This window comes from Saccharopolyspora tripterygii (assembly GCF_054778355.1).
Window position 1 is genome coordinate 73,073 of sequence record NZ_BAAGZP010000016.1, and the last position, 20,800, is coordinate 93,872.

General features: G+C 65.4%; 15 protein-coding genes and 2 pseudogenes. 12 read left to right on the forward strand and 5 right to left on the reverse strand.

The window, feature by feature from the left end; translation table 11 throughout:
• Window positions 1-64 precede the first annotated feature (64 nt).
• Window positions 65-1,555 carry a flavin-containing monooxygenase gene (locus ACYVF3_RS13120; RefSeq protein WP_461154516.1) on the reverse strand — a complete coding sequence of 497 codons (1,491 nt, stop codon included), beginning with the start codon at window positions 1,553-1,555 and terminating at the stop codon, window positions 65-67.
• A 369-nt stretch (window positions 1,556-1,924) separates the two neighbouring features.
• Between ACYVF3_RS13120 and ACYVF3_RS13125 the strand changes: the two genes are divergently transcribed.
• Window positions 1,925-2,755 (forward strand): phytanoyl-CoA dioxygenase family protein, encoded by an 831-nt coding sequence (locus tag ACYVF3_RS13125; protein WP_461154517.1) that lies wholly within the window; start codon window positions 1,925-1,927, stop codon window positions 2,753-2,755.
• A 90-nt stretch (window positions 2,756-2,845) separates the two neighbouring features.
• On the opposite strand, the pseudogene ACYVF3_RS13130 reads toward ACYVF3_RS13125, so the two are convergent.
• A pseudogene (locus ACYVF3_RS13130) lies at window positions 2,846-3,156 on the reverse strand (IS481 family transposase); the annotation flags it as partial.
• 460 nt (window positions 3,157-3,616) lie between these two features.
• Between ACYVF3_RS13130 and ACYVF3_RS13135 the strand changes: the two are divergent.
• Window positions 3,617-4,517 (forward strand): annotated as a pseudogene (locus ACYVF3_RS13135) (integrase core domain-containing protein).
• A 5-nt stretch (window positions 4,518-4,522) separates the two neighbouring features.
• Here the strand turns inward: ACYVF3_RS13135 and ACYVF3_RS13140 are convergent.
• Window positions 4,523-5,707 (reverse strand): saccharopine dehydrogenase family protein, encoded by a 1,185-nt coding sequence (locus ACYVF3_RS13140; RefSeq protein WP_461154518.1) that lies wholly within the window; start codon window positions 5,705-5,707, stop codon window positions 4,523-4,525.
• Window positions 5,708-6,350: 643 nt separating this feature from the next.
• Entirely contained in the window at window positions 6,351-6,764 is a 414-nt protein-coding gene (locus tag ACYVF3_RS13145; protein WP_461154519.1) for a hypothetical protein, read from the reverse strand.
• Window positions 6,765-7,232: 468 nt separating this feature from the next.
• On the opposite strand from ACYVF3_RS13145, the gene ACYVF3_RS13150 reads away from it, so the two are divergent.
• The 10 genes from ACYVF3_RS13150 (at window position 7,233) to ACYVF3_RS13195 (ending at window position 18,443) form a co-directional block, all read left to right on the forward strand.
• Complete coding sequence (locus ACYVF3_RS13150) at window positions 7,233-8,792, forward strand: AMP-binding protein (RefSeq protein WP_461154643.1); 1,560 nt, start codon at window positions 7,233-7,235, stop codon at window positions 8,790-8,792.
• A complete protein-coding gene (locus ACYVF3_RS13155) occupies window positions 8,792-10,414 on the forward strand; it encodes an acyl-CoA carboxylase subunit beta (RefSeq protein WP_461154520.1) in 1,623 nt (540 codons plus the stop codon). Before ACYVF3_RS13150 ends, ACYVF3_RS13155 begins: the two co-directional genes overlap by 1 nt.
• A 36-nt stretch (window positions 10,415-10,450) precedes the next feature.
• Window positions 10,451-10,666 (forward strand): biotin/lipoyl-binding carrier protein, encoded by a 216-nt coding sequence (locus ACYVF3_RS13160; RefSeq protein ID WP_461154521.1) that lies wholly within the window; start codon window positions 10,451-10,453, stop codon window positions 10,664-10,666.
• A 3-nt stretch (window positions 10,667-10,669) separates the two neighbouring features.
• Entirely contained in the window at window positions 10,670-12,070 is a 1,401-nt protein-coding gene (locus tag ACYVF3_RS13165) for an acetyl-CoA carboxylase biotin carboxylase subunit (protein ID WP_461154522.1), read from the forward strand.
• Window positions 12,067-13,698, forward strand: coding sequence for a GMC family oxidoreductase (locus tag ACYVF3_RS13170; RefSeq protein WP_461154523.1), 1,632 nt, complete (start codon window positions 12,067-12,069; stop codon window positions 13,696-13,698). Before ACYVF3_RS13165 ends, ACYVF3_RS13170 begins: the two co-directional genes overlap by 4 nt.
• 83 nt (window positions 13,699-13,781) lie before the next feature.
• A complete protein-coding gene (locus ACYVF3_RS13175; RefSeq protein ID WP_461154524.1) occupies window positions 13,782-14,144 on the forward strand; it encodes a hypothetical protein in 363 nt (120 codons plus the stop codon).
• A complete protein-coding gene (locus tag ACYVF3_RS13180; protein WP_461154525.1) occupies window positions 14,141-15,634 on the forward strand; it encodes an aldehyde dehydrogenase family protein in 1,494 nt (497 codons plus the stop codon). Before ACYVF3_RS13175 ends, ACYVF3_RS13180 begins: the two co-directional genes overlap by 4 nt.
• Window positions 15,635-16,072: 438 nt before the next feature.
• Window positions 16,073-17,434 carry a purine-cytosine permease family protein gene (locus tag ACYVF3_RS13185; protein WP_461154526.1) on the forward strand — a complete coding sequence of 454 codons (1,362 nt, stop codon included), beginning with the start codon at window positions 16,073-16,075 and terminating at the stop codon, window positions 17,432-17,434.
• Window positions 17,435-17,443: 9 nt separating this feature from the next.
• Window positions 17,444-17,770 (forward strand): NAD(P)-binding domain-containing protein, encoded by a 327-nt coding sequence (locus ACYVF3_RS13190; RefSeq protein WP_461154527.1) that lies wholly within the window; start codon window positions 17,444-17,446, stop codon window positions 17,768-17,770.
• Window positions 17,771-18,017: 247 nt separating this feature from the next.
• A complete protein-coding gene (locus tag ACYVF3_RS13195) occupies window positions 18,018-18,443 on the forward strand; it encodes a nuclear transport factor 2 family protein (RefSeq protein ID WP_461154528.1) in 426 nt (141 codons plus the stop codon).
• A gap of 241 nt (window positions 18,444-18,684) precedes the next feature.
• On the opposite strand, the gene ACYVF3_RS13200 is transcribed toward ACYVF3_RS13195, so the two are convergent.
• On the reverse strand, window positions 18,685-20,046 hold the full coding sequence (locus tag ACYVF3_RS13200; protein WP_461154529.1) for an MFS transporter: 1,362 nt from the start codon (window positions 20,044-20,046) through the stop codon (window positions 18,685-18,687).
• Window positions 20,047-20,800 lie beyond the last annotated feature (754 nt).

Sequence of the window (20,800 nt, forward strand, 5' to 3'; positions counted from 1 at the left end):
GGACGCGGCTCAGCGCGATCAGGAACGCACGCTGTGCACGCTGCCCCGCATCGACAGACGCGTCTCAGTCACGTGTCTGCCCCACCCTCGTGAGATCGCTCGCGGGTTCCGTGTGCGAGGAGAAGTGCAGGCTCTCATCGATCAACTGCCCCTTGAACAATCTGTTGTCCTGCACGAACGTGGTACGCATTTGCCAGGGCGGCGCGGTCCCCTGTCGAGGGATCTTGTGCAGTGCGCGCCGCATGTAGCCCGATGTGAGATCGAGAAGGTCTTGGGTGCCGAGGCCCTCGGGGAAGGCAGGTACGACGATGTCGTGACCATTCGCGTCCATGCGGCGGAGCACGTCACTGACGAACCGACACACGTTCGCCAGCCGGAGAGTCCAGGAGGCCTTTGTGTAACCGAGCATGTTCGCCCAGTTCGGAACGCCGGACATGAGCACCCCGCGGTAGAGGACGGTGTCGGCCACGTTTACCGGCACCCCGTCGACCGTCGGCTGAATGCCACCGAGCATCTGCATGTTCAGTCCTGTCGCGGTGACGATGAGATCCGCTTCCAGCGTCTCGCCGGACTTCAGCAGGATGCCCTCGTTGGTGAACCGGACGATGTGGTCGGTCACCACATCGGCCCTTCCGTCGCGCAGTACCGCGAAGAACTCGCCGTCCGGGGTGACGCAGAGGCGTTGGTCCCAGGGCGCGTAGGGCGGATTGAAGTGGACGTCCACATCGAAGTCGGCCGGCAGTTCCTTCATCGCCCACTTGCGGAGCTGCTTACGCCCGAAGTTTGGGAACTTCCGCAGGGTGGTGACGAGCAGGAAGTCGAGCCAGATGTTCTTCAGCCGTGTGAGCGTGTACCCGCGCTGCGGGCCGAACCATCTGGAGAACTTGACGGCCAGGTCGTCGACTCTGGGAACGGAAACAATGTAGCTGGGTGTGCGCTGCAGCATCGTCACGTGGGCCGCGGCGCCTTCGCCCTCGAGCATCGCCGGGATCATCGTGACGGCTGTGGCGCCGCTCCCGATCACCACGACCCGCTTACCGCTGTAGTCGTAATCCTCGGGCCAGTGCTGAGGATGCAGGATGTCGCCGCCGAAGTCCTCGCGGCCCTCGAAGTGCGGAGTGAAGCCCTCTTCATAGTTGTAGTAGCCGGTCGCGCTGAACACCCAGTTGGTCTTGATCGTCTTATCCCGCTCGACACCCGCGTCGTCGGTCACGACCACGTTGAGTGTCCACCGGGCCTCGGCGCTCGACCAGTCGGCCGAAGTCACCCGGTGGCCGAGCCGAAGCAGGTCCTCGAGGCCGTACTCCTGCACCGTCTCGGCCAGGTACTCACGGATCAGCGGGCCCTCGGCGATGGCGCTCTTGTGCCGCCACGGCTTGAACTCGTAGCCGTAGGTGTGCAGGTCGGAGTCCGACCGAATGCCGGGGTATTTGAACAGATCCCAGGTGCCGCCGATGGCGGCTCGCGACTCCAGGAGGAGGATCTTCCGGTCGGGGAATTCAGTCTTCAGGTGTTGCGCCGCACCGATACCGGATATGCCGGCCCCGATGATCACGACATCGACGGATTCCTCTCTTGAGTCCTGCATGGCGCACTTCCTTCGCTGTTCGACTCACGGTCGAGACCATCGAACAGTGCGACGTCTGTGGCGTTCTACACCCACGTGACCCACGATCGGCGCGGTGTCGGTGCGTTCTGCACAGCGGTGGGGCTTCGTTCGGGGCGCTGCTGATCTTGCGGCCGAACCCCTGCCGCAAGGCTGCCGCCGGTCGACGTAGTGCACAGTGCACCTGCTGCCGCCCGACATGAGGGACAGATGGTGTGGAGCCCACCTCCCCGTAGGACGAAGACTGCATGAGACGCACATCATAGATGACGAAAGGAGTTGCACGTCATGTCTACAAACACAGCAACTTTGCGAAAGGTGCCGCGCTCGGCCCCGATCGCCGACATCATGTCCATCTTCCACGAAGACGGCGGAGTCATCATCCAGGGCCTGCTTAACGCGAATCAGGTCGAGCAGGTCAACAGTGAAATCGAGCAGGACCTAAAGAGCCTGCAGCCGGGTTCGAAACACGACGACGAGTTCGTCGCCGAGTTCCACGGGCGCAACACCAAGCGACTGACCAACCTGGTGTCCCGCAGCAAGACGTTCGCCACAGAGGTCATCGACCACGACCTCGTCAACGCGCTGGCCGAGGCAGTATTCCTCGAGGAATCGGGCACCCACGCGATGACGACCACACAGGTCATCGAGATCGGGCCCGGCAACGCCGCACAGATGCTGCATCGCGATCTCGAGAACTGGTTCCCGTTCATCGGCATGGGACCCAGCGGCCCGGAGGTGGTCGTCAACTTCCTGATCGCGCTCACCGAGTTCACGGATGAGAACGGCGCCACCCGCGTCATCCCGGGCAGCAACCACTGGACGGACTTCGAGGACCGCGGTACTCCCGAACAAACGGTCCCGGCCGAGATGTCGCCGGGTGACGCACTCTTCTTCAGCGGCAAGACCGCGCACGGCGGCGGAGCAAACCAGACGACCGACTTCTACCGACGGGCGCTGGCCTTTGCGTTCAACGCCGGGTACCTCGTAGGCGAGGAAGCCTACCCGTTCCTGGTCGATAAGGAGCTGGCCAAGTCGCTCTCGCCGCGGGTGCAGCAGCTCATCGGCTTCCGTTCGCAGTACCCGAAGGGCTCTCCGGGACTCTGGCAAGTCGACTACAACGAGCTCGCCGACCACCTCGGCCTCTGAAGCGGCACGACCAGCAACCATGCCCGTTCGGGCGACGATGGCTCCGGCGAGTCCCGGGGCCATCGTCGCTAAGTCGCCGGAGCGATATCACGCACCGTTGTCTGTGACGATCCGGTGTATATGGTCGGTTCCATGGGCTGCGAACCAGATTCTCGCTCGGGCCAGGCGGTCGTTCCCTTCTTGTCACTGATAGGCTCGATGTAGGACAGTCGAGAGAAGTCGTCGATTGCCGAATGTAGGTAGGTGTACCCGCGCTTCGCGCCAGCTGACTTCGCTTGCCCGGCGGCCTTGGCCTGATCGCTGTCGCGGCCGTGGATGTGTCAACCTCCGCCGTCGGGGATCCGATCGACCTTCTCCACATCTGGGTGGACCATGTGGCCGGGCCAGCGGGCGGTGATCTTGCCTGGCTTGCCGAGCGGTTGGCAGAACCCGGCTTCCGCGGATACGCCTGGATCAATGCCCACGACGAACTCCGACCCGCATCCGAGGCGGTGCGAGCCGAAGTCCGGTCATACAAGCAGCATTCCACGACCAGATCGCAGTGTGGGTCCACAACCGGATTGGCCGTGGTTGAACCGGTTTTCCTGTTCGCTGAAGGAACGATCGTGACGGCCGGCATCAATGGCGCCCCAGCCCGTCACGCGAGCGCAGCCGTCGCGACACTTCTCGAAACACCTTGATTACAGCCACGCCGTCAACAACCTCTTTGCCCGCAACAACTAGCTGTAGTGCCCGGGAGGAATGTGAACGGTGACACAGGATCGGATGATCTTGGAATGAGTAAGGACCTCCGGGTTCGGTGTGGATCACCACAATCTGCACCGATCACCGGGAGGTCCTCGTGTGTCACCGTAAAGCCCTTTGACTGAGACGGGCAGGCTGCGGCGGGCTCGGTGTGTCGTGCAGGAGGGGTGACGGCTGCGGCGGGCGGCCGAGCGTTTTCAGGTCTCGGTTGGTTGCGCGAAGCGGTGGGCGGATCGCTACCGGCGTGACGGCGAAGCAGGCATGGTCGATCGCTCCAGCCCGCCGCATAACAGCCCTCGGCGTGTTCCCACTCGAACCGAGCGGCGGGTCATCAAAGTCCGGGTGCTTTGGCGGTGGGCCCGGCCCGGATCGCCGGGCTGCTGAAGCTCAGTCCCTCGACCGTGCATCGGGTGTTGGTGCGCTACCGGACCAACCGGCTGGCGCATATGGACCGGGCCACCAGGCGCGTGATCCGCCGCTACGAATACCCACAGCCGGGTGGGATGGTGCACGTCGACATCAAAAAGCTGGGCAACATCCCCGACGGAGGCGGCCACAAAGTCCACGGACGCGCCACAGGCGGTCGGCACAACACCTGCAGCCGGCCCATCGCCAACAACAGCACCAGCTCGCGGACGAAGCTGGGCTATGCCTACCTGCACACCGCCCTGGACGATCACAGCAGGTTGGCCTACACCGAAATCCTTCCCGACGAACCGAAAACCACCGCCACAGCCTTCTGGAAACGAGCGCACGCATGGTTCGCGGTAGCGGGCATCGATATCCAGCGAGTCTTGACTGACAACGGCGCCTGCCACCCTACCGGCCCCAGACCAACGGCACAGTCGAGCGTTTCCACCGCATCCTGCTCGACGAATGGGCCTACGGTCAGCCCTACAGCACCGAGACCCAACGGCGCACCGCCTTGCCCGGCTGGCTACACGACTACAACCATCACCGCCACCACACCAGCATCGGCGGCCCACCCACCAGCCGCGTATCCAACCTCTCAGTTTAATACAACTAGCGATCGTCGCGAATCTCCTCGGTAACGACCTCGAACAGCGGACGGTCGGTCGCGGGATGCACGTAGAGCGGTTCCAGCGCCGCCATCAGAGGCTTGAAGGGGACAGCCTCCTCAGGGGTGACTACACCTGGCCTGGAGATCTGACCGCGCAGCATAAGTTGCACAGCCATGGCCGCGGGAACGCTGGTCCCTCCGGCCATCAGTCCGTCCGGCCAGCGCTCGAGACCTGCGGCCACCCGCAACGGTCGGCCCTCCCGTTCCCCTTGTGCCAGGGCCCAGACCATGGGCGTCCGCGCCGTTTTACGAGCCTCGGCTGGACGCGGGAACCCGTCCTCGACAAGCACCGCCGCGTCTTGGGCGGTGAGTTCACCGCTGTCCACGCGGGCCATCACCGCCTCGAGGCCGTCGAACCACCATGCCGGTGCCACCATCACGTTGACGCAGGTCTTGAGCCCGGTGAAGACCCGGGGCAGCGTGACGGCTTCGGGATGCCCGATCGTGCGCATCTCGATCTCTCCGCGACCGGGATAGCGCATCGCCACTCGCTCAAGCGGCCTGACCTGCGCAACACTGCCGTCCCGAACTACCTGCACCTTCCCGGTGCACTCGTTGACCAGGTGAACGGTCGCCGCGGCAGGCCGCGCGCCACCGGGCTCGGTCCGCGCGCCGGCGAGGTCCCAGCCCGTGTAGAGCTCATCGACGCGATCGAGCTCGGCGGCCGCGTGAACCGCGAGCAGGTTGGAGACGCCGGGGCTCAGACCCATCCCAATGAGCGCGGTGACACCCGCGGCACGAGCGCGTTCATCGAGACCGAGTACGCCCAGAGTGGGCTCCCAGTCGTCGTTGATGTCCAGGTAATCGCAGCCCGCCTCGATCGCAGCCGACAGGACGTGCTGGCCGAAGACGGTGAACGGACCCAACGTGCTCACAGTGACGCGAGCGTCGCTCAGGTGCGGCGACAAGTCGTCAGCCAGCGCGTCAAAGCCAACGGGTTGGACCTTCGGCCCCCACAGCTCGGCCATGGCGTCGAGGCGCCCGACGTCCCGGTCGAGGACGACCACCGTCGAGACCTCGTCGAAGGTGGTGAGGGTCTCCACGAGCTTGCGTCCCATCGCGCCGGCTCCGCCGACGACAACAACCTTGATGTTGCGTCTCCTTCGTGGGTTTATTGGTCGGTCCATGCTGGCCGCTGCGCCGGATCTTCTCCACGCCAGACCCCCTCACCATGGATGACCAACGAGTGCACTTTGCACTAACGACAGGCGCGGTCTTCGTCAGTCAGACGTCCCAACTTCGGATCCGCCTTCGCTAGCCCGGAGCGGGGCCGAGCGCACACTTGGAAGACGCCGCCCTGGTCGCGCGGAAATCGGGCAAGGAGGGCCGATGGAGGCAACGAGCTCGGTGACACCGCTGGTCAGCAACGCGTTCATCTGAACATCGGCCGAACCGGACGACACGGCGCAGCGAACCCAGCCTGGCGAGTAAGCGCTGCAGCCATATCGACGCCGTGGCCGCCCATCGAGATTGAGCGAACCGCGCATCACGGGCATCGCCGCGGGAAAAATGCACAAGCACAAGGCCCCGTAGGTCAGGCCCCGCGGACAGGGAGCTCCAGGCAGTATCGTTCGGGTTCAGCGGCGGCGGATTCCGGTCGACGCTGGCCACCAGCTCATCACCTCGCACGGCGAGGACGAACATGGCGAACAGCACGTAAGCAGCCGTGAGCAGATCGGTCCCCGTGGGTTAAACCGCTCTATCGCGGCTTGACCGAAGAACAGCACTACGGCGACGAGCGCGACGAGCGCCAAGGACGTCAGCCACCTCTCACGCCTCGACGGGCTCGGTCACGACTTCTACGACTTCCTGGCCATCGGTCGTGTCCTGATCTGCGATTCGGGCAAGCAGCTGGAAGAACGCGGTGGGGTCGATGGCGCGTTCGCGGCCGTGCACGCCCGGGATCGTAATTTCGCCGCGTGCCGTCATCAGCGCGCCCACGCCCAGCGGGATACCGGTCATGGGGCCCATGCTCGCGTTCGGAACCGCTAACGGCCTGGCGCCGGCCCGCAATTGTTTGCCGTCCCTGGTGTCCTCGGCGAGCCCGGACAACACCGGCAGATCAGGTGCCTTGCCTGCTGCGCGGCCCTTCGTGTTGGGTTCCACGACCAGCGCGCTCGCGCCCTCGGGCACGTTGAGCCCTCCCGAGCGCAACCGGCTGGCGCTCTTGATCAGCGCCTCCATGACGCGGAGGGCTTCACTGGTCTCGCAAATCTCGGCGAGGTACTCCAGTTGGTGCGACGCGACGGCATAGGAGGGCCGCGACGGACGTGCCCCAGTGCTCGATGAGGTACCCGGACACGGCCCTCCTCGTACGCCTTGAGGTAGATGCCCCCGGTGAGATGGCCGAGGTAGTCGAAGTCGTAGGCCCAAGAATGGATCTCGGTGCACCAGAATCCGCCGGCCTCCCGTTCGGTGAGCCTGCGGGCGGTGGGGCGTTCGGTCGAACCCGGATCCATGGCTGCCGCCCTGGACAGACGTTGACGGCGTAAGACGCGGTCGTCGATTCGTAACAAGGGAGCGGCGGCAGCAGCCGGTGCACACTGCACCGTCCTCAACGGCGGTACGCCTCACTTGGTCGTGGCGGCGGGTGTCGCCGACGTTGAAGCATCGAGAAACTCCAGCGTTGCCCTCACATCGAAGGGACTCAATGTGCGTACCGCCCCACCGCAAGTCCCAGATCGCCTGGTCCTCGATCGGGTCGGGCCCGTTCACGATCTGCTTCGCGCGGCGTGCACGGACGCGCATCGTCCGCTCCTGCGCTCCCATGACGTGGAGGTCACGGTCGGTGATCTGGTCCAACGGGCCCGCGAGGTGGCTGCGGTGCTCCAGCGCCGAGGTGTCCGGCCGGGCGATCGAGTAGCCCTCGTGTGCGACAACTCGTTCGAACGCGTCGCCTGGATGTTCGGGATCTGGTGGGTAGGCGCAGTCGAGGTTTCCGTCAACATCGAGCTGCGCGGGCCGATGATGGCTCACGTCCTGACCGACTCCGATCCCCACCTGATCGCGTGCCAACGGTACGCCCTCGAAAGCATCGGTGCGGCCAGCGATGTCGAGGTGGTTGTCATCGACGATGTCCCGGTAGAGCCGGTCGCGCCAGAGGTCGCCGATGAGCTGGACGCCATTTACGGGTCAGCCCAGCCGGACGACCTAGCCACGATCCTCTACACATCGGGAACGACCGGCCCGTCGAAGGGAGTGATGCTCCCGCGTGCCTATTTCTCGAACCTCGCTCGGATCTGGTCCGACGAGATGGGCTTCCGAGAAGGCGACGTGGGCTACTTCCCGCTGCCGTTCTTCCATGTCGATGCTCACGTCCTCATCACGGCGGCGATCCAGACGGGCGGCGTGCTGGCTTTCCGGTCGCGCTTCAGTGTTTCCGGCTTCTTCGACGACGTACGTGATTTCGGGGCAACGTGGACATTGGTCGTCGGCTCGATGCTGTCGATGCTGGCTCAGGGAGAACTCCCGGAACGGGGGTCCTTGCCGCTGACGCGGATACTCTGCGCACCCGTGCCCGACGTCGGCTACGACGTCTTCGAGGACCGGCTCGGTATCCCGATCCTGACCCTGTTCGGCCAGACCGAATGCGATGCGATCGCGATGGGCGGCGTCCGCGCGCGACGTCGAGGCTCAGCAGGACGGCCCCATCCCGCGATCGACGTGCGCATCGTGGACGAGCACGACCGGGAGTTGCCCGTAGGGCAGGTTGGAGAGATCGTCTTCCGCCCGAGGCAGCCGCACCTCTGCGCCCTCGCATATTGGCGACGGGCGGAGGCCACCGTCGCGGCCTGGCGCAATCTGTTGTTCCACACCGGTGATTCCGGCCATCTCGACGAGGACGGCTTCCTGTACTTCGACGGTCGGCGCACCGACAGCTTCCGTCGTCGTGGGGAGAACATCTCCGCTTGGGAGCTCGAGCACTCGATGTCGGCGGCCGAGGGTGTGCGCGAGTGCATCGCCGTCGCCGTGCCGGACGAGCACGGCGGCGAGGACGAGCTCAAGGTCTTCGTAATTCCCGAGCACGGGCGCGCCGTGGATTCAGCCGAATTCGTGGCGTACTGCCGAAGCGTGCTCCCGGCTTTCGCCGTCCCACGTTACGTCGTCGTCACCGATGGCACGGAGTTCGTCCGGAGCCCCGGGACAGGTGTGGTGCAGAAACACCTGGTGTCCCGCGATGTCGAATCCCCTGACGTCTACGAGGTGCAATGATGAGGGAGTCCGGACCCGACGAACCCACCACTTCGGCGGCAGCGGGCCGTTCGACGGCGGGCTTCTCGTGGGCGGCCGAGCTGCGACAATTCGATCTACGTCGCCGGCGCGCCCGCAAGCTCGGTGGCGAGCGGCGCGTCGATCGCCAGAAGGAACAGGGCCGCTACACGATCCGGGACCGGATCGAGAAGATCTCGCAGTCCTTCAGCGAGATCGGCGAGTTCGCCGTCTATCACGAGTTCGACGCACTTGGTAACCAGATCGGCACCTTGCCCTCCAGCTACGTCTGCGGTTTGGCCAAGGTCGACGGGCGGTACGTGGCTCTCGGCGGTGAGGACTTCACCGTGCGCGGCGGAGCACCCCAGACCTATCTGGACCGGATGAAGGGCGGAACGGGCGGCTTCGTCGACGATCTCGCACACGACTACAAGATCCCGCTACTGCTCTTCGTCGAGGGCGTGGGCGGTGACGTCGCCGCGCAGGAGGACAAGGGGCACGCGTACCTCAACAGTTCCATCAGCTGGAACCGGTGCTTCGAGGTGCTCTCCGAGGTACCGGTCTTGACCATGGTCAGCGGGGTCGCCGTGGGAGCCGCGTCGGCACGCGCGCTGGCCAGCCACTTCTCGGTGATCACCAAGGACAGCGTCCTGATCACCGGTGGTCCGCCCCTGGTCAAGCGCGCGCTCGGCGTCGAGGTCGACAAGTTCGACCTCGGTGGCGCGAAGCTCGTCACGAGCATCGGCGCGATCGACAACTTGGCCGAGAACGAGGACGACGCCATGGACCAGATGCGCACGGTGCTCAGCTATCTACCACAGAACGCCTGGCAGTTGCCTGAGCGCCTGGACTGCGATGACCCCATCGACCGTCGCGCGCCGGAACTGCTCGACATCATCCCCGAGAACCGCCGGCAGGCGTATCGCGCTTCGCGCGTCATCGAGGCGGTCGTGGACAAGGACTCGTTCTTCGAAATCGGGTCGCGGTGGGGCAAGAGCCTCACCACTGGCCTCGCCCGGATCGACGGGATCCCGATCGGTGTTCTCGCCAACAACCCGCAGAGCCTGGGTGGCGCGATGGATGCGGCGGCCTGTGACAAGCAGGTGCGGCTGATCACCATGTGCAACACCTTCCACCTGCCGATTCTCTACTTCGTCGACGTCCCCGGCTTCATGGTCGGCCCGCAGGCGGAGAAGGACAACACGCTGCGTTGGGGGCTGAAGGCCATGGAGTCGATCATCTCGGCGACGGTCCCCGTCGTCACGATCCAGGTGCGCAAGTCCTACGGGCTCGCCGTATCGGCGACCTCGAATCCTGAGAAGCTCGGGCTTCGCCTGGCGTGGCCCAGCGGCGAGTGGGGTGACCTGCCCATCGAGGGCGGCGTCGAGGCTGCCTACCGGCGCGAGATCGAGGCGTCGGAGAACCCTGAGCGGCTGCGCGCGGAGATCGAGGCCCGGATGGACGCGCTCGTCGATCCCTGGCGGACGGCCGAGGCCTTCGGCGTCGAGCACATGATCGATCCTCGCGAGACCCGTGAGGTCGTCGCCACCTTCTTGAGCGCCAGCCTCGGATCCATGTCGGCCGGCGGCAACCGCCCGCGGCCGGACTGGCGTGGCCGTTCCTGATAGCCCACTGCCGACTGAGACAAGGAGACGATCATCGTGAATGAAGTCCTGGCGGACTATGTGGGCACGGTATGGAAGGTGCTCACCGCGCCCGGCGACCGGGTCAAGGACGGCGACGTCCTGCTCATCCTCGAGTCGATGAAGATGGAGATCCCGATCGAGGCCGAGGACGACGGTGTCGTCGTCACCGTCCATGTCAACGAGGGCACTCAGGTTGACGACGGCGACCTCCTCGTGACTCTGGGGGAGTGAGCCATGTTCGAGAAGGTCCTCGTCGCCAACCGCGGCGAGATCGCGGTCCGGGTGGTGCGAAGCCTCCGCCGACTCGGCATCCGTTCCGTGGCAGTCCACTCCGACGTCGACGCGAAGAGCATGCACGTGCGCGAGGCCGATGAGGCTATCGAGATCGGCACGGCTCCGGTCGCGGACAGTTATCTGCGTATCGACCGGATCATCGCCGCGGCACGGGCGACCGGAACTCAGGCAATTCATCCCGGCTACGGACTACTGGCGGAGAACGCGACCTTCGCCCGGGCGTGCGCCGATGCCGGTCTCACCTTCATCGGACCCAGTCCAGAGTCGATGGACATGATGGCGTCGAAGATCCGGGCACGGCAGACCATGTCGGCGGCGGGGATCCCGGTGGTGCCGGGCACCACCTTTCCCGTCAGCGCGGGACCCGAGGCACAAGCAACCGCCGAATCGATCGGCTACCCCGTGGCGGTCAAGGCGGCAAGTGGAGGCGGTGGCAAGGGGTTCCGGGTCGCCCTCGGCCCGGACGACCTCGACGCGGCGATCGAGGGAGCGGCGGGGGAGGGAGCTCGGTTCTTCGCCGACGCGACCGTCTACCTCGAGCGCTACCTCAAGGACCCGCGTCACATCGAGATTCAGGTGGTCGCGGACGACCACGGCACTGTGGTGCACCTGTTCGAACGCGACTGCTCGATCCAGCGTCGGTACCAGAAACTCATCGAGGAAGCCCCGTGTCAGTCGCTGACCGACGCCATGCGAGCCCACCTGGGCGAAATCGCCGTCACTGCGGCACGTGCTGCGAACTACTCCTCTGTGGGCACCGTCGAAGGCCTGCTCGTCGGCGAGGAGTTCTACTTCCTCGAGATGAACACGCGGATTCAGGTGGAGCACCCGGTGACCGAGATGGTCACCGGAATCGACCTGGTGGAGCTGCAACTGCGGATCGCCGCCGGAGAACGGCTCGGCTTCGACCAGTCGGACGTCCGGGTCAACGGGCACGCAATCGAGTGCCGGATCAACGCGGAGTCCGCGGCCAAGGGATTCCGTCCGGTACCCGGCACCATCGACCGCTTCGTCGCACCCGAGGGCGAGGGCGTCCGCGTCGATACCGGGGTCGACGACGGCACTGTCGTCCATCCGCACTACGACCCGTTGATCGCCAAGCTCGTCGTGTGGGGAGAAGACCGTGCGGAGGCGACCCGGCGGATGCGAACAGCCCTGAACCGCATGGAGGTGTCCGGGCTGACCACGCTGCTGCCCTTCCACCGTGCGCTGCTCGCGACCGATCAGTGGCGCGAGGGCACCACCTGCCGGGAGCTCCTCGAGGACCGGGTGTGGCTGAAGTCGACAGACCGATGGGCGGCGTCGGGCTCTCCCGTCGAGGCGAGGAAGGAGCAGACATGACCACCACGAACGGCGTCCGCAGTGACATCGACGCGCTGATCATCGGCGCCGGACCCTCCGGCGTCACGGCGGCCAGGATGTTGGCGGAGAACGGCTTCAAGGTCACCGTCCTGGAACAGGGCGGGTGGCCCGACGTCGCCAGCTACCCCAGCGACAAACTCGAGCGTGACCTGCTCGCGGCGGGCGCCTGGAATCCCAACCCTAACCACCGCCGGGGCGCCGCCGACTACCCCGTCAACGATGCCGACTCGGACGTTCACCCGTTCATGTACAACGGCGTCGGCGGCAGCAGCGTCCTGTTCTGGGCGGAGTGGCCGCGGATGATCCCGTCCGATTTCCGCGTCAGGTCGGTGGACGGCATCGCCGACGACTGGCCGATCACCTACGAGGACCTCGAGCCCTACTACGAGATGGTCGACGAGATGATCGGCGTGTCTGGTCTCGGCGGCTACCCGGCCTATCCGCCGGGGCAGGGCCCGCCGCAGCCACCGCTACCGATCGGTCGAGCGGGCAGGCTCGCTGCCGAAACGTTCAACGAAATGGGCATCGGCTGGTGGCCGGGCACCTCCGCGATCCTGTCGCAGCCTAGGGGAGATCGCGGCGCGTGTACCCGCTGGGGCTCGTGCAGCACCGGCTGTCCCGAGGGCGCCAAGGCTTCGTTCGACGTGGCCATGTGGCCTGGGGCACTGGCAGCCGGGGTCGAGCTGGTGACCGGCGCCCGGGTCCGGGAGATCACCGTCTCCGACACCGGCCTGGCCACCGGCGCCACGTGGATCGATCGCGCCGGCGTCGAGCAGCACACGTCGGCTCCGGTCGTGGTCGTCTGCGCCAACGGCATCGGAACGCCGCGCCTGCTGCAGCTCTCCGCCTGCAAGCTGTTCCCGAATGGGCTCGCGAACTCCTCGGGCTACGTCGGACACAACCTGATGATGCATCCAGTGGTGGCGGTCCTCGGCGAGTACGACAAGGAGATCGAGCCATGGGTCGGGCCCGAGGCGCATCCGATCTGGTCGATGCACTACGCGGAGACCGACCCCGACCGTGGGTTCTACCGGGGCGCCAAGTGGAGCTCCGTGGTACATCAAGGCCCGGCCTCGCTGCTCGAGCGGTTCGCCGACCTCCCGCTCACCGAGCGGACCGGTCTGGCCGGGCATGAGCTTGTGGAGCGCCTCAACGGGCGTTGCTACGAGCTCGCCGCCTCGATCGAGGACCTGCCCGTCTTCGACAACCGGGTCACGCTCGACCCTGAGCTCGTCGACAGCGACGGCATCCCCGCGCCCAAGCTCCACTACAAGATGTCGGAGCAGAGCAAACGCTGCCTCGACTGGAACGTGGACCGGTTGGTCGAGGTGCACGAGGCTGCGGGAGCCGTCTCCACAAAGCGGGTGGAGTTCATGCCGGAGAGCGGCTGGCACCTGCTGGGCACCGCACGCTGCGGCAACGACCCGAACACGTCGGTCGTCGACGAATTCGGCCGCTCCCACGACGTAGCAAACCTGTTCATCTTCGACGGCAGCGTGTTCGTGACGTCCTCGTCGGTCAATCCGACCCCGACGGTGACCGCCTTCGCTTTGCGCGGAGCCGAGCACTTGATCGAAACCGCCGCCGAGCAAAGGACGCCGTTGTGATCGAACTTTCCACAGCCACCGCCCGCATGGGGGCGGCACGCATCGCCGACCTGTGGTTCCCGGGCAGTACCAGGTCTCCCCGCATGACCTCGCTTCCCGACTACGAGGTACTCCTGAGTCGCGCGATGCAGGCCAACGCCGAGCTGGCCGGAGCCTTCGCTCACCTTGCCGAGCTCGCCGGAGAAGTGGATGTGCTGACCGCTGACGTGGTCGCCGAGTGGCCGCCCGACTTAGTCGAGGCAGCCTGGCTCTTCCTCACCTGCACGTACTACATGTCGTCCGAGGCCCGGGAAGCCGTCGGCTACCCGGGGCAGCGACGCATCCCCGTGGCGGAGGCGACACCCGAGCAGACAGTCGATGACGAGCTGCTCGCGCCGGTGCTCGCGCTCGGACCGACGTACGTGCCCACGCCCGCCGCCGACCGACTGGATCGGAGCAAGCGATGACATCCAAGGCCATCCTCACCGAGGCGCAGCGACGCATCGATCAGCTGCCGTGCGCGCACTACATCGGCGGCCGGTTCGTCGACAGTACGAGCGCGGAGACCCTCGAGGTGCTCACACCCGCCACGGGAACCCGACTGGGCACCGCTCCCCATGGAACTGCCGCAGATGTCGACGCGGCAGTCCGTGCCGCCCGTGGGGCGCAGCAGGGTTGGTCGAAACTCACCCCGGGAGCGCGCTTCGAAATCCTGAACCGATACGCCGACGCCATCGACGCCAACGCCGACCTGCTGGCGGCGCTCGAGGCGCTCAACGTCGGCAAGTCCCTCGCCGATGCGGCGTTCGAGATTCCGTTCGTCTCCGATGGACTCCGGTTCCAAGCCGGAGCCGCACGCACGGCCCAAGCACCGGCAGCCGGCCAGTACACCGACGGCCAGCTGTCCTACATCCGCCGGGAGCCGGTCGGTGTGGTCGGTGCGATCACACCGTGGAACTTTCCCCTTCTGATGGCGGCATGGAAGATCGCCCCGATCCTCGCTGCCGGCAACACCCTGGTGCTCAAGCCCGCCGCCCTGACCCCCCTGAGCACACTCGTTCTTGCTGACCTCGCGTCCGGCATCCTGCCCGACGGAGTGTTGAACGTCGTGGCGGGTGACGGCGCAGTCGTCGGTAACGCGATCAGCAGCCACGACGACATCGACATGGTCGCGTTGACCGGGAGCATCCGCTCCGGGCAACTAGTCGCCAACGCCGCTGCCGCCACTGTCAAGCGTGTCCACCTCGAGCTCGGCGGCAAGGCGCCCGTGATCGTGTTTCCCGACGTGGATCTCGAGCTCTTCACCCGGACAATCGCGGCGGCTGCCTACGCCAACGCCGGTCAGGACTGTGGTGCGGCGACCCGAGTGATCTGTCATCGGGATGTGCAGGAGCGTGTCATCGAAGCGCTGGCATCGGCGGCGGGCGCCCTGACCAGTGGCAACGCTGCCTCCGGTGACGATTTCGATCTCGGTCCCCTGATCAGCGCATCCCAGCGGGAGCGGGTGGCCGGCATGGTGGAACGAGCCTGCGCAGACGGAGCCCGCGTCGTCGTCGGAGGTCAGGTGCCCGAGGGACCCGGATTCTTCTACCCCGCAACGGTTCTCGCTGAAATCGCACCAGGCTCGGAGATGGCACGAGAAGAGGTCTTCGGGCCGGTGATCTCGGTGGAGACGTTCTCGACCGAGGCCGAGGCGTTGGCCAAGGCCAACGATGTCGAGTACGGCCTTGCGGCCTCGATCTGGACGGCCGACCTGGGGCGCGCGATGCGCTTCACCGAGGGCCTGGACTTCGGATCGGTGTGGGTGAACAACCACCTCGCCTTCATCACCGAGATGCCGTGGGTCGGTTTCGGCAAATCCGGATACGGCCGCGACAACTCGATCTACGCACTCGACGACTACACGCGGACCAAGCACGTGATGCTCGGCCAGGGAGAACCGGCCGCGGACGCCTGATGCGGAAAGGTCAACCGTGTCATCCCCGGCCCGCCGACGGGAGGGATTGGTGCCGCCGGCGACTCCGAAGTCCGACAGCAAGCCGAGCATATTCGAACGAACCGTTCTTGCCGGCCTCGTATTCCAGTACGTGGCGATCGGGGGTGCGTATGCCTCCGGCCGCGAAACCGTGCAGCATTCTGCGCGTTTCCGTTCGCTCGGCTGGGTCTCCATCGTCCGCACGTTGGCACTGTTGACAATCTTTGCGTTCTTGGTATCCGAACTGTGCAGGAAGTTCGATATTTTCGAGCACCCGGGTTTAATAAGCTGCTGCCCGGCCGATTCTATTGTATTTGCGACTTTCTCTATCAGTTCTTGGGGATCACCATGATCGGCGCGCTCATCAGTGCGGCGAGAAGCTTTTTGGTGGGAAACACTTAATGTCCCGGTGAGGTTGCTATGAAGCCAGAGAAGCACAGCATCGACTTCGTTCCGCTCAGCGAACGCTACGGCAGCCCGAAGAGGCTCTTCACCCTGTGGTTCAGCGCGAACATGCAGGTAACGGCCATGATCGTGGGCACTCTCGGCGTCGTCGGCGGCCTCGGCCTCTTCTGGGTGATCCTCGGTCTCGTCGTCGGCAACCTCTCCGGCGCCGTCTTCATGGCTGCGCACTCCACACAGGGGCCGCACCTGGGCGTACCGCAGATGATTCAGAGCCGCGCGCAGTTCGGCGTGTACGGGGCGGCCTTGCCTTTGCTGGCCGTGGTGGTCGCCTACGTGCTCTTCTTCGCCGCTAACGCGGTGATGATGCGCGACGCTGTCGAACACATCCTTCCTGTCGGCCACAGCGCGGCACTGATCGTCTTCGGCCTGGTCACGTTCGTCGTGGCCTTCTTTGGGTACGAGCTGATCCACCGCATCGGCACCCTGATGTCGTGGATCTCCGCCGCCCTGCTTGGCACGATCGCCGTCATCGTCCTGTTCACCGACCAGGTCGACGCCGGTGTGACAGCCCCGCCGACCATGGACTACACGTTCGCAACGTTCCTCCTGGTGGCGACCCAGGCGTTCTCCTGGTCACTGGGCTTCGGCCCGTTCGTCGCCGACTACTCGCGCTACCTGCCCGCCGACGTGCGCTCGCGCGACACCTTCACCTACAGCTACCTGGGCCAGGCTATGGGTTCGACACTGGTCATGATCGTCGGCGCGCTTGCCGCCACCGCCGCGATCGACATCACCGCAAGCCCGGCCCTGGGCGTGGCCGGGTTGTTCGGCCGATTCGCGTACCCGGCGATGTGCCTGATCTTGATCGGCGTGATGTTATTCAACGTGCTGTGCCTGTACAGCGGGTACATGTCGACGGTGGCCATCTTCAGCGGTTTCCGGAACATGGACGTCATCCCGCCGAGGACAAAGTTCATGGTGATGGGTGCGATCGCGCTCCTTGGCACCGGGATCGCCGTCGCCACCCAGGACGACTTTTTCACCTTCTTCGGCGACATCCTCGTCGCGCAGGTCTACGTCCTCGTTCCCTGGACCGCGATCAACCTTGTGGACTTCTACTTCATCCGCCGAGGCGACTATGTCATCGAGGACGTGTTCGACCCGAACGGCCGCTACGGGCGCTATAACATTCCGACGATCGCCATCTTCGCGGTGAGCATCGTCGCGCAAGTGCCGTTCATGAACCTGAGCATCTACCAGGGACCGGTGGCGGAGGTGCTCGGCGCCGACATCAGCTGTCTCGTCGGGCTTGTCCTCGCGGTGCTGCTGTACTCCATCATCCTTCGTCCGAGCCGACAGACCGCCGACGTTCGGTAGGAGATCAGGATGACACCGCCAGACCCGGGACCACCGGGCAAGCCCACCGACGACGTCACCGTCATCGGATGCGGTCTGATGATGGAGCGCTCGCCCAGGACACTGGCACACAACGGAGGCACGGTAGATGCCTGGAACCGGACCCACGAGCGCTCATCAACACTGGCATGCTCGGGCATCACGCCGGTCGAATCGATCCAGGACGCAGCCCGGGCTGCACCGCTAATCTTAGTCTGTACGACCACGTACAAAGCCGCGCTGACGCCCCCTCCCCGGTCGACGACTGGTACTGCACCTGCAGCTGGCCTACACCACAAACGACATCGCCGCTGTTGATACCGAGGATTTCACGACCGACCAGGCGACTATCACCACTTTCGCCCAAGCGGCAAGGAACGTGCACCGTTGCCGTGCGCGGCGAAGACCAGAAGCACACACCTCGTTCAGACGGCAAAGGTGTTGGACGCCGCGGAGACGGCCGGACGGGGGCGAGCTCGGATTTGGCGCGCTCGTCCGCTTGCTGCGTCGGTCTGACCGGAGGCGGGCGTGGCGAACAGTGCACCGCCACAGGAGTGAGAGCGCCATGGCAAGCATCGACGCAGTCGCCGAGAGCTATGCCGGACACACCATCAGAAGTGTCTGCTCGGCCGTCGCCGACTATGACGTCGAGCGCGTACTGGGCTACTTCGACGACAGCTGTGTCCTCGTTGACGGCACGACTGGGGAAGCGGCTGGGAGCGACCGTCTGGCGGGCTTCCTGGACGAGATGTTCCCTGACGAGTCCGTTGGGGCCGCACACGTCGACGGCGACGCCATCGGCGTGGTCTACGAGATCACCGGAACCCTCAACAGTCCGGACGGATCGAGCATCGGCAAGCAGCTGCGCTGGGTGGCCACCGCCTTCAGCACGTTCGCTCCGAGCTTGCTCGCCATCACCCGCGAAGTCTACCGCGCTGAAGCCGCGCCCCGTTGGAGCAGAAACTGCTTGCAGACGACACCATCGATGTGATCGTCGTCGGCGCCAGCCTGTCAGGCCTGGTCGCCGCACGACGTCTGAAGCAGGCGTCACCTCGCTGACGGGCGATGATCGCTGCCTCAGTGGGGCACACTATCCGTACCGTTCGACTCCTGAGGTTTCGTCGCATTGGATCCGCCCGCCGAGCGGCGGCTCGACCCGTCGAATGTGGGTCGGCCGCCTACGGGCGCTCGGCCGCATCGCTGGCTGCGCAGGATACGGACTGTGCGTGTCCCTAGCTCGTCAGGACTGCCGAGCTCTGTTTCATCAGAGCTTTGAAGGCGCCCGGATGGCGCACCGACGACACCATGGTCACGGCAACGATTCCCGCCGCGAAGACGGCGTTGATCAGGTATCCCACGGTGTACAGGTAGCTCTGGGGCACTCCGTCAAAGTGCGGAACGGCCGCGAGCGACAGGATGATGGTGGTGACGGCAGACCCGAGAGCGGCGCCGACCATCATGACCGTCGCCGGGATGCCGGCAGCCATCCCCGCCTGGTCTTCGTGGACCACAAGCTGCGGGATGGCGAACGATCCGCTGTATCCGGCCCGGCTCCCGAGACCGACGATGGCCGAGCCGACCAGGTATTGCCACGCGTGATCATGGGCGAATGCGAGCCATACCAGGCCGAGCCCACACACCACCGCGCCAGCGGCCAGGATAAGTCCGGGCCGGCCCCGCTGCACCATTTGTTCAGCGGCCCGGCCGCTGATGAACATGGTCAGCGCAAAGGGGAGTACCAAGAGGCTGGTCCCCAGAGCGTCGGTTCCCAGCCCGTATCCGACTTCGGCGGGTGTCTGAGTGTAGTACGTCACCAGCAGCACGAAACCCGCATCGACGGCGCCAAACAGAAATGACGCGACGCAGGCGGTCGTGGCAAAGGGCTTTTTCAACATGGCCAGGTCGAAAACGGCGGTGGCTGACTTGCGCTCGAACGCCACCCAGGCAGCACCGCCCAGCAGGCCGACGGTGAGAATCAGATAGCACACGTTCCCCCAGACATTTACCTGCGCCATCGCGAGCAGCACCACAGTCACCCAAGCGATCATCCAGATCGTTCCCAGCACGCCGATCCGCTCCGAGGAAGCGGGACGCCAGCGGGGAACAACGACCAGGAGAGCCACGGTGGTCGCCGCGAACGCCGCCGCGAGGATGTAGAAGAACGTCGACAGCGACAGGTACTTCACCGATAGGCCGCCGCCCACCATGCCCGCAACCACCCCGGTTCCGGTGGCCATGATGAGCACACTGACCGCGGTGGCGACCGAACGACCGGGAAGATGGCGGCGCAGGAAGCCGAGCGGGAGCATCTGCGCCGCACTGCCGAATCCGAGCAGCGCAGCTCCGGCCAGCAGCCCCAGATACGAATCGCTGACCGCGGGAATCAAGGCACCCGCCGTGAGAATGGCTCCCGACCACAGCAGCATCGTGCGGTCCCCGACGACGTCTTGTAGGCGCGGAACCAGCACAAAGCCAGCGCCGGCGCCCATGGTCATTGCGGTGAAGATCCACGTCGCCGCCGCTACGCCGATGGCAAAGTGGCTCTGCATCAGAGGCAGGAGAGGCGTCAGCATGAAGTTGATTGCTTGGGTCACGGTGCAGAGGACTGCGGCGACCGCGATCAGTGGCCCCCGTTTGCGTGCGGCTTCAGCTGGGACGCCGCTTGCCGCGTCCAATAAGGCGTCATTTGCTCCTGCCATTGCGATTCACTCCCGTTCGAAGTCGGCGTCGTCGCTACCGGCCCGCGCAGACACTTCCGACGTGTGATGGGGGTCTCAACGGTGCGCGCGGTGGCATTCTCGCGACTACGACAGCCCCGACCAAGATGCGCATCGTCACGGTGCACCGTGCACCACAAGCCTTCCCGGACAGCCAGGCATGCCGCGGCTGATGGAAGCTATGTCCCGATTGACACTTTTCGGCGCGTACGGCATAGCGCATGGCGGCGGGGCTTCCGCGTGGGTTGTCCGAAGACGCCAAGGCCCTGCCCAGTTGACTCGGTCGACAGCTCGTGCGCACCGCACGGTGCGTAGCCGAGAACCGGCAAGGGCAAGGTTCCCGCCAGATCAAAGCGGTTTGCAACCGGGGGTCGACATCGCCGGCGACTGCTCTACCGCATCAAGGTCATCACCTACCGGAAAAACTCCTCCACGACCACCCCACACCCAGCGATCGTGGCCTCGGCGACCTCCCGATGCTGAAACTCCCTGGTCGACATCCGCCCGTAAAACGCAAACCGCACACCCACCCCACGCTGCCTCCGACGACGACCCGATATTTCAAAAGACCCCGTCTCAATGACAACGCACCTCACATCCAGAACTGACCGACCAGCCCTGGAACGCCGGT